The following is a 16,519-nucleotide window of genomic DNA, read 5'->3' on the forward strand; positions in this document are numbered from 1 at the left end:
GAAGATGGCTTCTTTTTTATTAGTTTGTAACTTGTTATCATTATTATTGAGTCGGTTTATTTGGATTTCCACCGTCTGCTGGTGGATTCGGGTGATTTCCTTCACCCGGTGTGGTTCCTCCACCTGGTGGGGGAGTTCCTCCACTTGGTGGGGTAGTTCCTCCACCTGGTGGGGTAGTTCCTCCGCCTGGTGGGGTAGTTCCGTTATTTTGGTTTTGGTCTTGATTTTGATTTTGATTTTGTTTATCTTGTTCAGCCTTCTTAGCAGCATCTTCTTCGGCCTTTTTCTTAGCGTCATCCTCAGCCTTTTTCTTAGCGTCATCCTCAGCTTTTTTCTGAGAATCATCACCACCAGGCACTGTTACCGTCGCTGTTGCTGCATCACTTGAGCTGCCACCTTTTTTCGCAACAAGAGAGATGGTATACGTAACACCAGGTTTTACACCGCTAATGGTTGCACTTGTGCCGCTAACTTTTGCACTACCGCTAGAACCATCACTACCTTTATAGCTTACAGCATAGGATACGTCTGAATCAGATGAAGCAGCCCAGCTTAATGATATAGTTTGTGTAGCAGGATCATATGATGGATTCATTCCAGTTGGTGCATCTACGTTAATTTTTGGAACATCATCCTTTTTAGCACCTTTAACATAAAGCTCATTATTTACGCGTTCTACACTACTTGGCATTTCAAAACGAGATTTATCATTTCCAAATTCACTCATCATCGCTTTAAACATACGTTGTGCGATAGTAGCTGATGATGATTTATTAGCAATATAATTTTCTGGACCATCTTTATCGTACCCGGTCCATACAGCCATTGTATATTGTGGTGTATAGCCAGCGAACCAACTGTCACGGTTTGCTGAGGATGGAATGCCATATTTTCGTAATACTTTGTCATCAAAGTTTGTTGTTCCCGTTTTACCAGCAACGTCTAATGATGGAACATTTGCTGCTTTACCAGTACCAGAATCCACAACACTACGAAGCATATCAGTAATCATATATGCTGTGTAATCTTTCATAGCTCGTTTTCCTTTTGGTGTAAAGTTCACTTCTTTTCCATCAGGATACACAACTTTTGTTACGAAGTGTGGTTTATGATATACACCGCCATTTCCGAATGATGCATAGGCACCAGCAAGGTCAAGAGGGGATGCAGCATTACTTCCGATTGCTGTTGATTCATGTACACCATCTTGTCCAAATGTCATACCAAGTCCTTCAGCAAAAGATTGTGATTTATCTAAACCGACTTCTTTAGCAGTTTTCACAGCAGGAACGTTACGAGACTGTGCTAATGCATCACGCATTGACATTGGACCTTTGTGGTCGTTATCAAAATTTCGAACCTCTTGTCCTGTTGAATATTTAAACGTTGAATCGTCAACTTGATGATACGTTGACCATTGTTTATATTCAATAGCAGGGCCGTAGTCAAAAATTGGCTTCATTGTAGAACCAACTTGGCGATCTAAGTCAACAGCCATGTTATGTCCTTTAAATGTTGCTTTATCTTCACCGCGTCCGCTACCGATTGCACGAACTTCACCTGATTCTGTATCCATAAATACAAATGCACCTTGGAATTTGTCATTTGGATAGTTAATAACGTCTTCTGTATTCATTATTTTATCTGCATAGTTCTGTGCTTTTGGATCTAATGTTGTGTAAATAGAAAGACCATCAGAACCAATGTTGACATCTTTAATTTGTGATTCGATTTCTTTTACTGCAGCATCTAAGAATCCTTGATAAGGCATTTGTGTTGCTTCTTGAGACGGCTGAAGACCTTCCGTTACTGGAACTTTCTTCGCATCTTCCATTTGTTGCTTCGTAATATAGCCATGTCTGTTCATTAAATATAATACTGTGTCGCGTCGTTCTGTTGCAGCTTTCACGTTTTCTGGTTTTGTCGGATCATAAATACTAGGACCTTGTGGTAATCCTGCAAGCATCGCTGCCTCAGGTAATGTTAAATCTTTTAATTCTTTTCCATAATAATTTTTTGCAGCTGTTGCAATACCATAAGAACGGTTACCTAAGTTAATTTTGTTTAGGTACATTTCTAGAATTTCATGTTTTGAATATTGCTGTTCTAACTTGTAAGCTAAATACCATTCTTGTACTTTACGTTTTGTAGTTTTTTGCATTGTCAGGAAATAGTTTTTAACAACTTGTTGTGTAATTGTACTACCACCTTGAGAGCCGAAATCCCCAGTTACATTTAAGAAAATCGCTTTTGCAGTACGCCTATAATCAATTCCATGGTGCTCATAAAAGCGTGCATCTTCTGTAGCTAGGAAGGCATTTTCTACTACTTTTGGAACTTGATCATATGTGATTTTCGTTCGCTTTTCAGCGCCATATTCATATATGAAATTACCGTCTTTATCATAAAATTTTGTTGATAATGGAATTTCAAGTTTTGCTTTATCTAATTTTGGAGCATCCTTTACCATAATAAAGAAAGCAGAAACCCCAGCTACTAGCGTCACAATGCCTACTAATAAGCAAGTGATTAAAAATTTACGTAGAAAAGAACCTTTTTTCTTTGGTTTCTCTTTTTTAGGATGTTCTGGCTTCTGTTTTTTAGCTTGTTTTCGTTCTTCACGAGAACGATAATTTTCTGACATTATACTTTCTCCTACCTTTCATTTCCTCCCCAAAAGTCGAAAAATGAGCCTTATTGTTGACTCTATCACGAAAAATAAAGTGTGTCTAGTGTATGAATATAATCAATGCGGGGGTGATAACCGCACGGTAATAAGTATCCATACTCTGCCACTTCTTCTTTTGTAATTGATTTACGTCCACCAGCTTCTTGTCGATTCCAAAATGTAATGACATGTTTTGCTTCTAATAAATAAAATTCATCATAAAGTGTAAATTTAATAATAACAAATGCAATCCCATTATGAGCTAATACTTGCTTCATATGTTTAATTTGGTGAAGGTGGAAGTTTTGTAATGGAAAGCTTGTTTTATTTTTCGTTTCCTTCGCTTCAAAGTCAATGTATTTGCCTTTGTATACACCGTTGTAATCAGTTGTAGAAGGTTGTTTAAAATACGCTTCTTTAATTACAGCAGCGCTTCGTTTTGGATAATCGACTTTTACAATTTGAAGAGGGGTGGGCTTTTTATGAACACAAGCAATATTGTGCGTTAAATAGTACTGATTTGTGTCATTTAGTTCCTCTTCAAGTGACATACCTCTATTACTATAAGTATGTTTTCTTGTAGGACCATTATGAATTTGCTGCGTTTCATTATACTTTCTTCCGTTTGGGTAACGAATGGTCATAGATTGTACACTCCAACTTGCATAGAATCACTTACAAAGGTGATTATATCAAAAAAAATGAAAAATAGGCGATTTTTTTGAATATAGAGAAGGGGTGAAAGTATTGTGTTTGCACAAAGTGAATATGAAAAAATAAGACAAAAAAGGCAAGTTATATCCTATACAAAAGAAGAGAAAGAGATCGTGCATCGTATTGAACAACAAACTCTTCTTGCTAATGTTGATAACATTTCGCGCACGCATGCTTATAAAGAATATTATGAACACAATAAAGAAATTCGTTGGTCATTTTTAGCCAGTATGATATCTCGTAATGCAGGCTGGAATATGACAGATTTAGAAGGAAAATATTATCCAAAAGTTTTATCCAAGGAGATACGTAAACAATTATTTCTTACATATGAACGTTCAAATTGGCTTATTTTTTTAGATGCATATCCCCAGCTGTTATTGTATGAATATAGTAAACAAATGCAAAAACCGTTGTTTCATTTGTTACAAATATTTTCTGTTTCTATATTTATGGAAGTAGAATGGAATTATTTTTGGAATCAAAAAAATGAGGGTCGACTTATGACGGCGCTCATAATTAATGAACAACATATTATTCAAAAGCCGGTAATCGAGCATCCTTTTTATCAAAAGCATGTATTTCAAACATTATTATTTAAGTTTCAAGAATTATTTCATTTTAGTGCAGTGATATTTCCAACAGTTAATGGGAAATTATATGGTTTCTCTGTACGTCAGTTTGAAACTCTAATAAAGAGAATTGAGCTAGGGAAACGATTAGCATGGTTATTGTTTCATCCAACTTATAAGGATTCGTTTTATACATTTTCCTCTCAAACAGTTCATACAGGATCGAGGTTAGATTATGAACAATACTTCCTTACTTTTAAGGAGCAAGATACTCCTCAGCTTCGTGATGTATTTTCTGTCATCTCACATCATCGTGATGCAGAGAAAGATTGGTTTCATTCAGGAATGAATATAGAGGAATTGTTTTTGTTTGAAGAACCGAAAATAAACATTGACATTACAGAATGGTTTTTACACAAACAGAAGCAATTACACTTGTTTGCTTCACTCAACAGCCTTTTTTAACAGAATTCAGTATTCATGATATAATAAAAAAAATCCCGCTTCATGAAAGCGGGAAGAAAGTTAAACTAGCTGTAAAAGCTCGATTGGTAACCATCAATGGGAAAAGCACCTACTGATGGAAGTTTCGCTTTATCCCGCTCAAACGGTTGGTAAGAAGTGAGAGCGGGGAGGGAATCAAACCAACCGTAAAAGCCCGATTGGTTCAACTAACTTTTTATGGAAGAAAACCGTTTCCATGAAAAGAAGTTTCACTTTATGTAGCAGGGAAATTTGGTCCATCTAATTTTGGATTTCCTGTTTCTGGTTTATTTCGTTTGTTTTGAGTTTGTGTTTGTGTTTTCTTATCTTCATTTTTGTTTTTAGTCATTGTCAACACCTCCCTTTCGTATTGTTGCCACTTTCATAAACTTCATACAAAAAATCACTTTCTTTGCCGAATTAAAACTAGTTTTGTCAAGCATGCAGGAGCGAAAAAGGAGCTGTCGAATTAACATGACAAAAGGAAGGCAAAGAGGGAGGCGTTTTGAAGATGAAAATGGTTCAGAAAGAGGATGTAATGAAAAAAATGGATCAGATGTTAAATACTCTTGATTTGCTTGAAATGAACGTGTCGCTTAGAGTTAATCATGCGCTTAAGGATAAAAGAGAATTTGTAGCGAATAAAGTAGAGATAATGGAAATGCATATAAAACATATGGAAACGAAATTATTGCATCATGAAGAGAAAGGAAATTGGGTACAAACGTTTCAAGTAGTAGCAGTTAGCATATAAGTAGGTGGAAATAGTGGAATATATAGCATTAATTGAAGTGACAAAAAAATTAATTGAATATAATGATGAAACAATTGCAAAAAAAAGAGAAAGTGAAGAACTTGAGTTTGACTTTTATCATGATATAAAGCCATTCGTGTCTTTAGTAGATGAAGGATTAGAAGAATGGAAACAACTTGCGACTGATTGGTTGTATCGGGCAAAGCCTAAATATATACATGTACAGCAAGTCGAACAAGTATGTACAAATTTACAAAGTAATTCTTTACAGTGTTTTGCAAAGAAAATGAATGGAAAGCGTTTTTATGAAACACATCAGGCGATTCATTATACATTACAAAATATTTTAGAACAGTGTAAATGATAAGAGGGGAGCCCCCTCTTATTTTTATCCCGCTATTTTAGGGCAGTAAGCCCGATTGGGCGGGCTTACCATCAGTGGGAGATGAAGAAAACCCCCACTGATGGAAATTTCACTTTATATTTCTGTCACGATATCTTTTTCTGTTTCGTAAGCTGGTTTTGTAGCTCCGATTGTTTCTAGTTCACGTGTTACACTTCTATACTCTGATAAGCAAATTTTTCCTTGTAAATAAGAATGTCTTGCAAAATCAAGTAACTCATTTAAATCCTCAGGTTCATACCCCTTTTTTTCGAAAAAATCTTGTTTTAAATCCCCTAATACCATGCTGATTCCTCCCCCATAAGAATCTTTTCTATTTAATGGTAGCATACAAACGCTTACTTTTTTATTTTTTTGAAAATTTAAATTTTGCATAAGGTATAATTTGTATTACTTTATCAACTATCTATTATCTTTTACCTTTCATGGTAATGATTTGGAAAAATAGGGATCGACTAGTAATGGCCAATGAAAAAGTTAGTCAACGCAGGAATTTTCAACTTATAGGATGATTACACATTTTTTTTATGATTTCATATTCTAACTATATAGAAAACTGTTAGAGGAGGGAGCATGTATGTTTCAACATTCCAGCATGTATCAGATTGAACAAGATCCATACTTACGTTATAACATGTATCCTTTTATGCCTTACTATATGAATCAAACAAATTATTTTCAACCTTTTCAACTTCCGCCAATGAATCAATCAATGAATCAACCGATGAATCAGCCAATGAATCAACCAATGTTTTATCCACCGAAACAACCTATTCAATCTTCTTTTCATCCACATACGCCATATCCGATGATGAATAAACAAAACTATACAAAACAACAGCCAGGTCAATTTTCTAGTTTTATATCGCAGTTTAAAACAGCTGATGGAAATTATGACATTAATAAAATGATGGGTACTGCAGGTCAAATGATGAATGCAATGAATCAAATTACCGGCATTGTAAAACAAGTAGGAGGCTTTTTTATAAAGTGAAACTTCCTTTCATGGGTGCTTTTCACATGAAAGGTTAGCTGAACAAATTGGGCTCATACGGGCTGTTTTTTAATCTTTTACATAGGGAAATATGTGTAAAGGATTGAAGAAGGATTCCCTAAAATTTGTATGATACGTGTGGGTTAATAAAAATCCAAATTTTGCATGTGAAATGTCATAAAAAAGAGTTGTTCGGACCTTCCATCCATTTTACAATGACAGTAGCGTTAAAATATGATGTATGGAGAGGACGAATGTGAAAAAGGTTATTTTACTTTTGTTTTTTGTCATGATTACATTAACTGTTTTTATTTTTACAAACTTTAAACATTTTTTATAGACAAATTTCCGATATAGAAATAGGTATTTGTAACAAACAGCTTTTACTCTTTTCTCATATTGTAAAGTGTAAGCTCATTTTCAAACTGTGAGAGGAGAGAAAACTATGCATCATTGTCATCCGTGTTTCGGGGGAGCAGCACCTTTCGGGGGAGCAGTTTCACCTTTTGGGGGAGCAGCACCTTTCGGGGGAGCAGTTTCACCTTTCGGGGGAGCAGTTGCACCAATTACAACAACACCTCCTATTGTGCATCCGACAAAATGTTGTGAAACACACACATTTTCAAAAACGGTGGTTCCTCATATTCACCCAACACATATGAAACACATTCATCATCAGGTAGTGCAATCTCAACATTATTTCCCACAAACAAACTCTGCTGCAACTGTTATAGACCCTGCTGATCCAGTGTTAGTTGGTGGATTTGGTGGACATTATGGACATCATGGACATCATGGCCCATGTGGTCATCATGTATCGCCATTTGGCCCAAATATGGGACCAAGTGTAAGTCCAGCAATGTTACCGCCAGGCCCAAATATGGGACCAAGTGTAAGTCCAGCAATGTTACCACCAGGCCCAAATGTTGGTGGCATGTTTAAAAAGTAAGTGCTATGCTAGAACTAGCAAATTGCTAGTTCTTTTTTTTAGAGAAGGGGCGTTTCACATGAAAGTTGTAGCTGTTACAGGATATAAGCCATTTGAACTAGGCATTTTTTCAAATGACCATCCTGGAATTTCTTACATAAAAAAAGCGATACATCAAAGGCTGCTTTCTTTGTTAGAAGAAGGATTAGAATGGGTTATGATTAGCGGACAATTAGGGATTGAGTTATGGGCAGCCGAAGTTGTATTTGATTTGCAATTGGAGTATCCAGATTTGAAATTAGCTGTATTTACCCCTTTTTTAGAGCAAGAAGAAAATTGGAAAGAAAACAATCGGGAGTATTATGAATTTATTCTTTCACAAGCTGATCACGTTGATAGTATAACGAAGCGGAAATATGAAAGCCCAGAACAATTCCGGCTAAAAAATCAGTTTTTCATTGAAAAAAGTGATGCACTACTTGCTATGTATGATGAAGAGAAACCAGGAAGTCCTAAATATATGGTAGAGGCAGCGAAAAAAAAGGAAGAAGCACAAAATTATCAATGTTATTTTATACTTTTTTCTGATTTACAAGATATAATAGAAGAAGAACAGTGGAATAAGGATATATGATTGACAAAACGGACTGTTTCTGAAAAAATTTACTTAATGAAAGTTTTGGTAAAGACTTGAGGTGGAATAAATGATTTCTGATAAAATTAAGTTAACAGCGAAAGATATTTTAGAAAAAGAGTTTAAAACAGGAATGCGAGGCTATCAACAAGAAGAAGTAGACAAATTTTTAGACATGATTATTAAGGATTATGAAGCATTCCATAAAGAAATTGAACAATTACAGCAACAAAATTCACGTTTAAAGCAAGACTTGGAGCAACAAAAAGCAATGGCACAACAAGTACAATCTCAGCCAGTGCCAACTCCAGCTCCTGTTCCTACTCCGCAACCAGTTTATAACAATACGAATACAGATATTTTAAAACGTCTGTCGAATTTGGAAAAAGCTGTGTTTGGAAGTAAATTGTACGAATAATGGAAGCATCTAAATAAACTTGTAGCAATTTACATGCAAAAAACGTTGCAAAATGTTTATGTTTCCACTATACTAATTCATGTCATAACGTTTGGGTAATCGCTGCAACGCTTAGTTGTAGAGGAAAGTCCATGCTCGCACGACCTGAGATGGTCGTAGTGTTCGTGCCTAGCGAAGTCATAAGCTAGGGTATTCTGGCGTAATGCTGGATTAACGGCAGGGAAAAAACCTAAGTCCATTGGATATGGTTTGACTACCTTTAAAGTGCCACAGTGACGAAGTCCCAGAAGAAATGATGGGAGTGGAACGAGGTAAACCCCACGAGCGAGAAACCCAAATATTGGTAGGGGAACTTTTCCTAAGGAAATGAACGATGGGAAAAGACAGATGCAATTGCTCTGTAGATAGATGATTGCCACCGGAGTACGAGGCGTGGGCCGTTTGCAGTACAAAGGTACAGAACATGGCTTACAGAACGTTATGAACCAATCATGAGTTAGTTCAGCTCTCCTTTGTAAGAGGAGGGCTTTTTATTTGTATGAACTTTTGGAATGTGAGTTAAAATGGTAAAGAAAGTTTTGCAAACTTAATACAATTGAAGTGAAATAAGTTGTTATGATTTTAACTGATTAGCAGAGAACAATATACTGCCAATGAGTATTTGATTATATATGAGGAGAATGGAAATGGGAAAAGTTACTTTAATTGCAACTGCTGCAATGGGAATTGAAGCGCTTGTTGCAAGAGAAGTTCGCAATCTCGGTTATGAATGCCAGGTAGATAATGGGAAAGTAACGTTTGAAGCGGACGAAAAAGCTATTTGTCGCAGTAATTTATGGCTCCGTACAGCGGATCGTGTGAAAATTAAAGTTGGTGAATTTAAGGCAACAACATTTGATGAATTATTTGAAAAAACAAAGGCCCTAAATTGGGGAGATTATATTCCGGAAAACGGAGAATTCCCTGTTATTGGTAAATCGATCAAATCTACATTATTTAGTGTACCTGATTGTCAAAGTATCGTAAAAAAAGCAGTCGTTGAAAAATTGAAAAGTACATATAGACGTACAACATGGTTTGAGGAGAATGGCCCGCTATTTCGTATCGAAGTTGCACTATTAAAAGATGTAGCAACATTAACAATTGATGCAAGTGGTGTTGGGCTTCATAAACGTGGATACCGCGTTGGACAAGGGGAAGCACCGTTAAAAGAAACGTTGGCAGCTTCGTTAATTATGCTGACAAACTGGAAGCCGGATCGCCCATTTGTAGATCCATTTTGCGGCTCTGGAACAATTCCACTTGAAGCTGCATTAATTGGCCAAAATATTGCTCCAGGTTTTAACCGTGATTTTGCTTCTGACGGATGGGGTTGGATTGGTAAACAAAATTGGGATGAAGCTCGTCAAGAAGTAGAAGATTTAGCAAACTACGATCAACCACTTCAAATTATCGGATCAGACATTGATCATCGTATGGTACAAGTTGCGCAGGATAATGCTGATGAAGTAGGACTGGGTGATCTTATTACATTTAAGCAAATGCAAGTAAAAGATTTTACAACAAAAGAGGAATATGGTTATGTTGTGACGAATCCTCCATACGGAGAGCGTTTGAGTGAAAAGCCTCTTGTTGAAAAAATGTATTCAGAGATGGGACAAGCATTTAGGCCGCTGGATACTTGGTCTTTATATGTATTAACAAGCCATCCAGAGTTTGAGAAATGGTACGGCAAAGATGCATCAAAGAAACGAAAATTATTTAATGGATTTATTCGCACTGATTACTATCAGTATTTCGGCAAACGTCCGCCGCGTGATTAGTATAAAACTTCTTTAGAACGCATATACTTGCTATTATGCGATAATCTAAAGGAGGAAGCGCTAATGGATGGTTTGCAATTTTCTATGATTCAAAGGGCTATTCATCGAACACATGATGAATTAGAAAAAGAAGTAAACCTTCACGGCGTAGCTGATCATGAATTACAAAGAGCACGTGAAGAGTATTTATCGGCTTTATCACATGAAACATTGATTGATAAACAGTATTTAAAATCATTGATAGAGTAAAAAAGTTTTCCTGCATCTAGGAAAACTTTTTTCGCTCATTTGTTATGTAAGCAACAAGAAAACAGCAACTGCTCTTTTTATGAGTGGTTGCTCTGTCTTTTTATATAGAAATTATGTAGTTGGAGGAATATGATGTTTACGAAACAAAAGTTGCCATTTGAAGTGGGGAAACAAGATAATTTTTTCGACAAGTTAAATGAGTGGATTGGAGACGTATTTTACGACATTTTACCAGAAAAGGGATTTGAAGAGCGTGACGAGCAAATCTTTATGGCGTTCCAATTAGAACGAGCATTTCAAGAGAAGAAAGTAATGTTTGCTGAAGCGGGTGTTGGAACAGGAAAAACCATTGTATATCTTCTTTATGCGATTTGTTATGCACGTTATACAGGGAAGCCAGCTATTATTGCTTGTGCGGACGAAACGTTGATTGAGCAGCTTGTGAAAGAAGAAGGGGACATTGCTAAACTATCAGAAGCATTAGGATTATCTGTCGATGTACGTTTGGCAAAATCAATGGAGAATTATCTATGTTTACGTAAACTCGAAGATGTAATGAGTGGACGAGCACCGGAAGTGATTGAAGATTTATATTATGAATTGCCTCAATTCGTATTTGATCATGGAACAATGCAAAACTTTACTCATTACGGTGATCGAAAAGAATTTCCGTTATTAAACGACGAAGAATGGTCTAAAGTATCTTGGGACTATTTCCAAGACTGTTTTACATGTGAGTCTCGTCATCGCTGCGGACAAACATTATCTCGTGAACATTATCGTAAAGCAGCAGATTTAATTATTTGTTCGCAAGATTTTTATATGGATCATATTTGGACGTATGATGCACGTAAACGTGAAGGACAAATGCCATTGTTACCAGAAAGTAGCTGCGTTGTTTTTGATGAAGGGCATCTTGTAGAATATGCAGCGCAAAAAGCACTTACGTATCGTTTAAAACAAACAATGATGGAACAACTTTTAACAAGATTACTGCAAAATGATATTCGCGAAGAGTTCGCTCATTTAGTAGAAGAAACAATTTGGCAAACGGAACAGTTCTTTGAAGCGCTAAAAGAAAGTAAGAAAGAAATTGCTGGTTCTGACCGTTTAGAAATTCAATTAACAGAAAAAGTAACGACAGAGGCAAAGCGTTTATATGCAAAAATCTCTGAAGTTGGCGACGCGCTTGTTTTTGAAAGTGAAATGTACACAGTGAACACATATGATTTAAATATTGTTGACGAACATTTAGATGTATTAGAGCATTCATTACGCTTGTTTATGCATGAGAAAAATGTAATTACGTGGGGAGAAGAAGGCGATGGTGCCTTTACGCTTGTTATTATGCCGCGTGCGGTGGAAGAAGTGCTGCAAGAAAAAGTATTCTCCAAAAAAATTCCGTACATCTTCTCATCTGCGACATTATCAGAAAATAATTCTTTTGCATTTACTGCAAATAGCTTAGGGGTAAAAGATTATTTATCATTCTCAGTTGCTTCTCCATTCGAATATGAAGAGCAAATGAAAGTTTATTTACCAACATATACAAAAGAGAATGAATGGGAAAGAAAATGTCAGTATGCATTAGAAGAAATCCAAAAAACAAATGGACGTACATTGATTCTGTTCCGTACGAAACAAGAGCTATCAGCATTTAAAGAATATGTAGGTAAAGAACAAATGTCAGTACCGTTTTTATATGAAGGAGATCAAGAAATTAGTCAGCTTGTTTCTCGTTTCCAAAATGAAGAGGACACGGTATTATGTGCGGTTCATTTATGGGAAGGTTTAGATATTCCGGGTTCTTCGCTATCTCATGTTATTATTTGGTCACTTCCATTTCCTCCGAATGACCCTGTATTTGAAGCGAAGCGCAAGCACGTAAATGATCCGTTTTGGGATGTTGACGTTCCATATATGATTTTACGTCTTCGTCAAGGAATTGGGCGTTTAATTCGTACGAGTGAAGATAAAGGATATATTTCGTTATTCTTATCAGAAGGTGAGAATGAAAAAGTAGTAGAAGCTGTCAAACAAGTTCTCCCAGTAGAAGGTACAGTACTATAGAATGACATCTTTCTCTTTTTAATCGGAAAAAGCTTGGCGGTTGCTAAGCTTTTTTTTTATTAGAAAAGGAATTTATTTGTTTATGTCGAAATAAGGGTGAGGTAGAAAAAGGAGGTTTTTATAGTATGACGATTCCTACATATGAAGTAGAAAAAGAATTTTTAGCATATGTGAAAAAGATAGAGAATTATGGGGAAGCATTAAGCCTAATATTTTGGGATTTACGAACGGGGGCACCAAAGAAAGGTGTTGATCAACGTTCGGAAGTGATAGGAATGCTTTCATCAGAGGTGTTTTCATTATCGACTTCTGGTGAGATGGAAAGATATTTAAAAGAATTAGAACAGCTAATTGCAGATAATAAAATTTCTGAAACAACGAAGAAAATTGTAGAAGAGTGCCGCAAAGAGTATGATCGAAATAAAAAAATTCCACAGGCCGAGTATGAAGAGTTTGTTAAATTACAAGCAAAATCGGAAAGTATTTGGGGAGAAGCTCGTGAAAAATCTGATTTTGAAATGTTTCGACCATACTTAGAAAAAATTGTTGAATATAAGAAGAAATTTATTACATATTGGGGTTATGAAACTTATAAATATAATACGCTTTTAGATATGTATGAGCCAGGTATTACGGTAGAAGTGTTAGATCACGTATTTGGACAACTACGTGAGCGTATTGTTCCGCTTGTAAAAGAAATTTCCAAGTCCGATAAAGAATTAAAAACAAATGCTTTATTTGAACATTTTTCAAAAGAACAACAAAAGAATTTCACTTTAGGGTTACTAAAACAATTAAATTATAATTTCGAGGCCGGTCGTTTAGATGAAACGATACATCCTTTTGAAATTACATTAAATAGAGGGGATGTTCGCATTACGACTCGTTATGATGAGAATGACTTCCGCATGGCAGTTTTCGGAACAATTCATGAATGTGGACATGCTGTATACGAACAAAATATTTCAGAAGAATTAGAAGGTACACCGCTTTGCAGTGGTACATCAATGGGGATTCACGAATCACAATCACTATTCTTTGAAAACTTTATTGGACGTAATAAATCATTTTGGAAGAAAAATTATGATGTATTGAAACAATTTAGTGATGGACAATTTGAAAACGTATCTGTAAATGAATTCTATGATGCGATTAATGAATCGAAGCCTTCCTTTATACGTATTGAGGCAGATGAACTTACATATTCGCTTCATGTTATGGTTCGTTATGAACTGGAGAAAGAATTATTTGATGGAACATTAGAAGTAAAAGACTTGCCGGCAGCATGGAATGATAAAATGGAAAGTTATTTAGGTATACGTCCAGAAACGGATGCACAGGGTGTACTGCAAGATGTGCATTGGTCAGATGGATCGTTTGGCTACTTCCCATCTTATGCACTTGGTTATATGTACGCAGCGCAATTTAAACATAAGATGTTAGAAGAAATTCCGAACTTTGATACATTGCTAGCGGAAGGAAACGTGACACCAATTCGTGAATGGTTAACAAAAAACATTCACCAATATGGGAAAACGAAAAAGCCTTTAGAAATTTTACAAGATGTAACGGGTGAAGGATTGAATGCGAACTATTTAGCTGATTATTTAGAGGCGAAGTATAAAGAGATTTATGAATTATAAAAAGGAAAAGCAGAGGGAGACCCCCCTCTGCTTTTTACTTACCACATTTTAAACCCTTTTGAACCTGGCGGCGCATTTTGAATCATATCTATAAATGGAATGGTATACGCAAATAAAATAAGTAATGCTGTAATTCCAAGCCATAGTTTCCAATTCTCAAAGACAATCGGTGGTTGATCAGATGCATCAGATACTTCTCCAACAGGAAATTCAGTGTGCCCTTTCGGTGCAAAGAAAGCAAGATCTAAGAAGATAATAATAGCTAGTATAATGCCGACGAATAAGATTGTTCCTCCAACTGCTTGTGCAATTTGATACGGTATCCACTCAATAGCTTGCGTTGCATTTCCATATGTGGAAAAAGAAGAGCGGCGCGGAGCTCCTAATAGTCCAGCAAAGTGCATCCCAGCAGACATGAAGAACATCCCAAGTGCCCATACACAAGTTTGAATTATCGCAAGGCGATTCATTTCTTTTGTCATAACACGTCCTGTTAAGTGAGGGATAAGCCAATAGCCAATGCCGAAGAATGTCAATACAACAGATGTGGCTAATGTTAAGTGAAAGTGCCCTGTTATCCAGATTGTATTATGAACTACTTGGTTTAATTGGTGGCTTGCATTCACAAGTCCTCCTGCCCCGGCTGGAATGAACATAAGCATTCCGACGAACGGTGCAAAGAATCTAGCATCTGACCATGGAAGCATACGCAGCCAGCCGAATAATCCAGTTGCTCCTTTTGAGCGTCCATATTGCTCAAATGATGCAAATAGAGAGAATGCCGTCATTAATGAAGGGATGATAACCATGAATGTTAAGGTGACTTGTAAAAACTTCCACCCAGGGTCAATACCTGGTTCTGTTAATTGATGATGAAATCCAACTGGAACGGAAAATAATAAGAATAAAATAAATGATAAACGAGCGAGTGAATCACTAAAAATTTTTCCGCCAATAATCTTCGGAATGATGACATACCATGCCATATAGGCAGGGAGAAGCCAAAAATAGACAAGTGGATGGCCGAAGTACCAAAATAATGTTCGGCTAACAAGTACATCGATTTTATCAACGATGCCTAAACTCCAAGGGATAAATTGTACGAGTGCTGTTGCAGCAACGCCAAGAGTAGCAACGAGCCAAAGCAGCATTGTAATAACAGCCATGAAGCTAAGTAATGGACCATTCTTTCCTTTATTTTGTTTTTTCCATGTGCGATAATGAGCAAACATTGCAAAGCCGCTAAACCAGCTACCGACAACAACGAGGGTAAGACCGATGTAAAATCCAGGATGAGCTTTTAACGGAGCATAAAATGTATAGAGAACAGTAGCCTTATTTAATAGTATAAAAACTGCAGTAATCGTTGTTCCAATCGTCATAAGCCAAAAACCAATCCAGCCTGTTGTTCGTACCCCTTTTGAAAGAATCCCAGCAGTTTTGCTCATACAAGCAAACAAAAAGCCAATAATAAAAAATGTTGTTAATACGAGGCCAAGTAACACACCATGTGTTGTTAGTACTTGGTAATAACCAATTCCAGCTGGAAGATTAAACTTTCCAGATCGGACAAGTACTTGCAGTAGCCCGCATATCCCTCCTAAAAATAGAGCGATAAATGCAACATGTATATGAGCCATCGCAAGTTTGGCATCTTTTTTATATATTTTATCTTGAACATGCATCATTTGTCAGTCACCTCTACTTTCGCACTCATCATATGATGGCCTGTACCACAATACTCATTGCATACGATTAAATATTCACCTGGCTTGTGGAATACTTGAGAAGCTGTACTAACATAGCCAGGTTCAACCATCATATTCACATTTGTCCCAGCAATTTCAAAACCATGCACAACATCTTTCGTTGCGACAACAAAGTCAATTTTGGCGCCTTTTGGCACTTTAATCACATTTGGTGTAAAGGAAAAGGCTTGTGAGACAATTGTTACTTGATAATGATCTTTACCAACTTGTTTTACACCAGGATGATCAAACGGAGCGGTCGCATTTACTTTTTCTGGATCAATTGTTGTTAAACAGCTGGGCGGCTGGTTTCCCATATAAAAGGCACTTATTCCAATTACAGCTAAAAATACAAATAATGAACCAATACCGAAAATGAGCCAAATTTTTTCGTATTTATGCAGGTGCATATCCCATC

At 36.4% G+C, this 16,519-nt stretch carries 16 protein-coding genes and 1 other RNA gene; 12 read left to right on the forward strand and 5 right to left on the reverse strand.

Features of this window, described 5'->3' with window-relative positions; translation table 11 throughout:
* Nucleotides 1–43: 43 nt before the first annotated feature.
* Both WAX78_RS13820 and recU read right to left on the reverse strand, forming a co-directional pair.
* On the reverse strand, nt 44–2,644 hold the full coding sequence (locus tag WAX78_RS13820; RefSeq protein WP_336482836.1) for a PBP1A family penicillin-binding protein: 2,601 nt from the start codon (nt 2,642–2,644) through the stop codon (nt 44–46).
* Between the two features lie 65 nt (nt 2,645–2,709).
* Entirely contained in the window at nt 2,710–3,312 is a 603-nt protein-coding gene (gene recU, locus WAX78_RS13825) for a Holliday junction resolvase RecU (RefSeq protein ID WP_336482837.1), read from the reverse strand.
* Nucleotides 3,313–3,417: 105 nt separating this feature from the next.
* Here recU and WAX78_RS13830 point away from each other — a divergent pair, with 105 nt between their 5' ends.
* The 3 genes from WAX78_RS13830 to WAX78_RS13840 all read left to right on the forward strand — a co-directional run bounded on the left by WAX78_RS13830 (nt 3,418) and on the right by WAX78_RS13840 (nt 5,555).
* Nucleotides 3,418–4,419, forward strand: a complete 1,002-nt coding sequence (locus WAX78_RS13830; protein ID WP_336482839.1) for a DUF2515 domain-containing protein — start codon at nt 3,418–3,420, stop codon at nt 4,417–4,419.
* A gap of 529 nt (nt 4,420–4,948) precedes the next feature.
* Nucleotides 4,949–5,191, forward strand: coding sequence for a hypothetical protein (locus WAX78_RS13835; protein WP_336482840.1), 243 nt, complete (start codon nt 4,949–4,951; stop codon nt 5,189–5,191).
* 13 nt (nt 5,192–5,204) lie between these two features.
* On the forward strand, nt 5,205–5,555 hold the full coding sequence (locus WAX78_RS13840; RefSeq protein WP_336482841.1) for a YppE family protein: 351 nt from the start codon (nt 5,205–5,207) through the stop codon (nt 5,553–5,555).
* 114 nt (nt 5,556–5,669) lie between these two features.
* Here the strand turns inward: WAX78_RS13840 and WAX78_RS13845 are convergent, their stop codons facing one another.
* Nucleotides 5,670–5,879, reverse strand: coding sequence for a YppF family protein (locus WAX78_RS13845; RefSeq protein WP_336482842.1), 210 nt, complete (start codon nt 5,877–5,879; stop codon nt 5,670–5,672).
* Nucleotides 5,880–6,171: 292 nt separating this feature from the next.
* On the opposite strand from WAX78_RS13845, the gene WAX78_RS13850 reads away from it, so the two are divergent.
* The 9 genes from WAX78_RS13850 to WAX78_RS13890 all read left to right on the forward strand — a co-directional run bounded on the left by WAX78_RS13850 (nt 6,172) and on the right by WAX78_RS13890 (nt 14,353).
* Nucleotides 6,172–6,588: a YppG family protein gene (locus WAX78_RS13850; protein WP_336482843.1), complete on the forward strand. Its 417-nt coding sequence runs from the start codon at nt 6,172–6,174 to the stop codon at nt 6,586–6,588.
* A gap of 445 nt (nt 6,589–7,033) precedes the next feature.
* The gene (locus WAX78_RS13855) at nt 7,034–7,537 is read left to right on the forward strand and encodes a spore coat protein (protein WP_336482844.1); all 504 of its coding nucleotides are present in this window, start codon (nt 7,034–7,036) and stop codon (nt 7,535–7,537) included.
* 58 nt (nt 7,538–7,595) lie between these two features.
* Nucleotides 7,596–8,150: an SLOG family protein gene (locus WAX78_RS13860; RefSeq protein WP_336482845.1), complete on the forward strand. Its 555-nt coding sequence runs from the start codon at nt 7,596–7,598 to the stop codon at nt 8,148–8,150.
* 70 nt (nt 8,151–8,220) lie between these two features.
* Nucleotides 8,221–8,568, forward strand: a complete 348-nt coding sequence (gene gpsB, locus WAX78_RS13865) for a cell division regulator GpsB (RefSeq protein ID WP_336482846.1) — start codon at nt 8,221–8,223, stop codon at nt 8,566–8,568.
* Nucleotides 8,569–8,655: 87 nt separating this feature from the next.
* An RNA gene (rnpB, locus tag WAX78_RS13870) (RNase P RNA component class B) lies at nt 8,656–9,044 on the forward strand.
* Between the two features lie 210 nt (nt 9,045–9,254).
* Nucleotides 9,255–10,391 (forward strand): THUMP domain-containing class I SAM-dependent RNA methyltransferase, encoded by a 1,137-nt coding sequence (locus WAX78_RS13875; RefSeq protein WP_336482848.1) that lies wholly within the window; start codon nt 9,255–9,257, stop codon nt 10,389–10,391.
* Between the two features lie 63 nt (nt 10,392–10,454).
* A complete protein-coding gene (locus WAX78_RS13880) occupies nt 10,455–10,640 on the forward strand; it encodes a DUF3921 family protein (RefSeq protein WP_336482849.1) in 186 nt (61 codons plus the stop codon).
* A gap of 132 nt (nt 10,641–10,772) precedes the next feature.
* A complete protein-coding gene (locus WAX78_RS13885; RefSeq protein ID WP_336482850.1) occupies nt 10,773–12,710 on the forward strand; it encodes an ATP-dependent DNA helicase in 1,938 nt (645 codons plus the stop codon).
* Between the two features lie 125 nt (nt 12,711–12,835).
* Nucleotides 12,836–14,353, forward strand: a complete 1,518-nt coding sequence (locus tag WAX78_RS13890; RefSeq protein ID WP_336482851.1) for a carboxypeptidase M32 — start codon at nt 12,836–12,838, stop codon at nt 14,351–14,353.
* Between the two features lie 38 nt (nt 14,354–14,391).
* On the opposite strand, the gene WAX78_RS13895 is transcribed toward WAX78_RS13890, so the two are convergent.
* Nucleotides 14,392–16,041, reverse strand: coding sequence for a b(o/a)3-type cytochrome-c oxidase subunit 1 (locus tag WAX78_RS13895; protein WP_336482852.1), 1,650 nt, complete (start codon nt 16,039–16,041; stop codon nt 14,392–14,394).
* Nucleotides 16,038–16,511, reverse strand: coding sequence for a cytochrome c oxidase subunit II (locus WAX78_RS13900; protein WP_336482853.1), 474 nt, complete (start codon nt 16,509–16,511; stop codon nt 16,038–16,040). Before WAX78_RS13900 ends, WAX78_RS13895 begins: the two co-directional genes overlap by 4 nt.
* Nucleotides 16,512–16,519 lie beyond the last annotated feature (8 nt).

Source organism: Bacillus yunxiaonensis (assembly GCF_037104695.1).
Lineage (GTDB): Bacteria > Bacillota > Bacilli > Bacillales > Bacillaceae_G > Bacillus_A > Bacillus_A yunxiaonensis.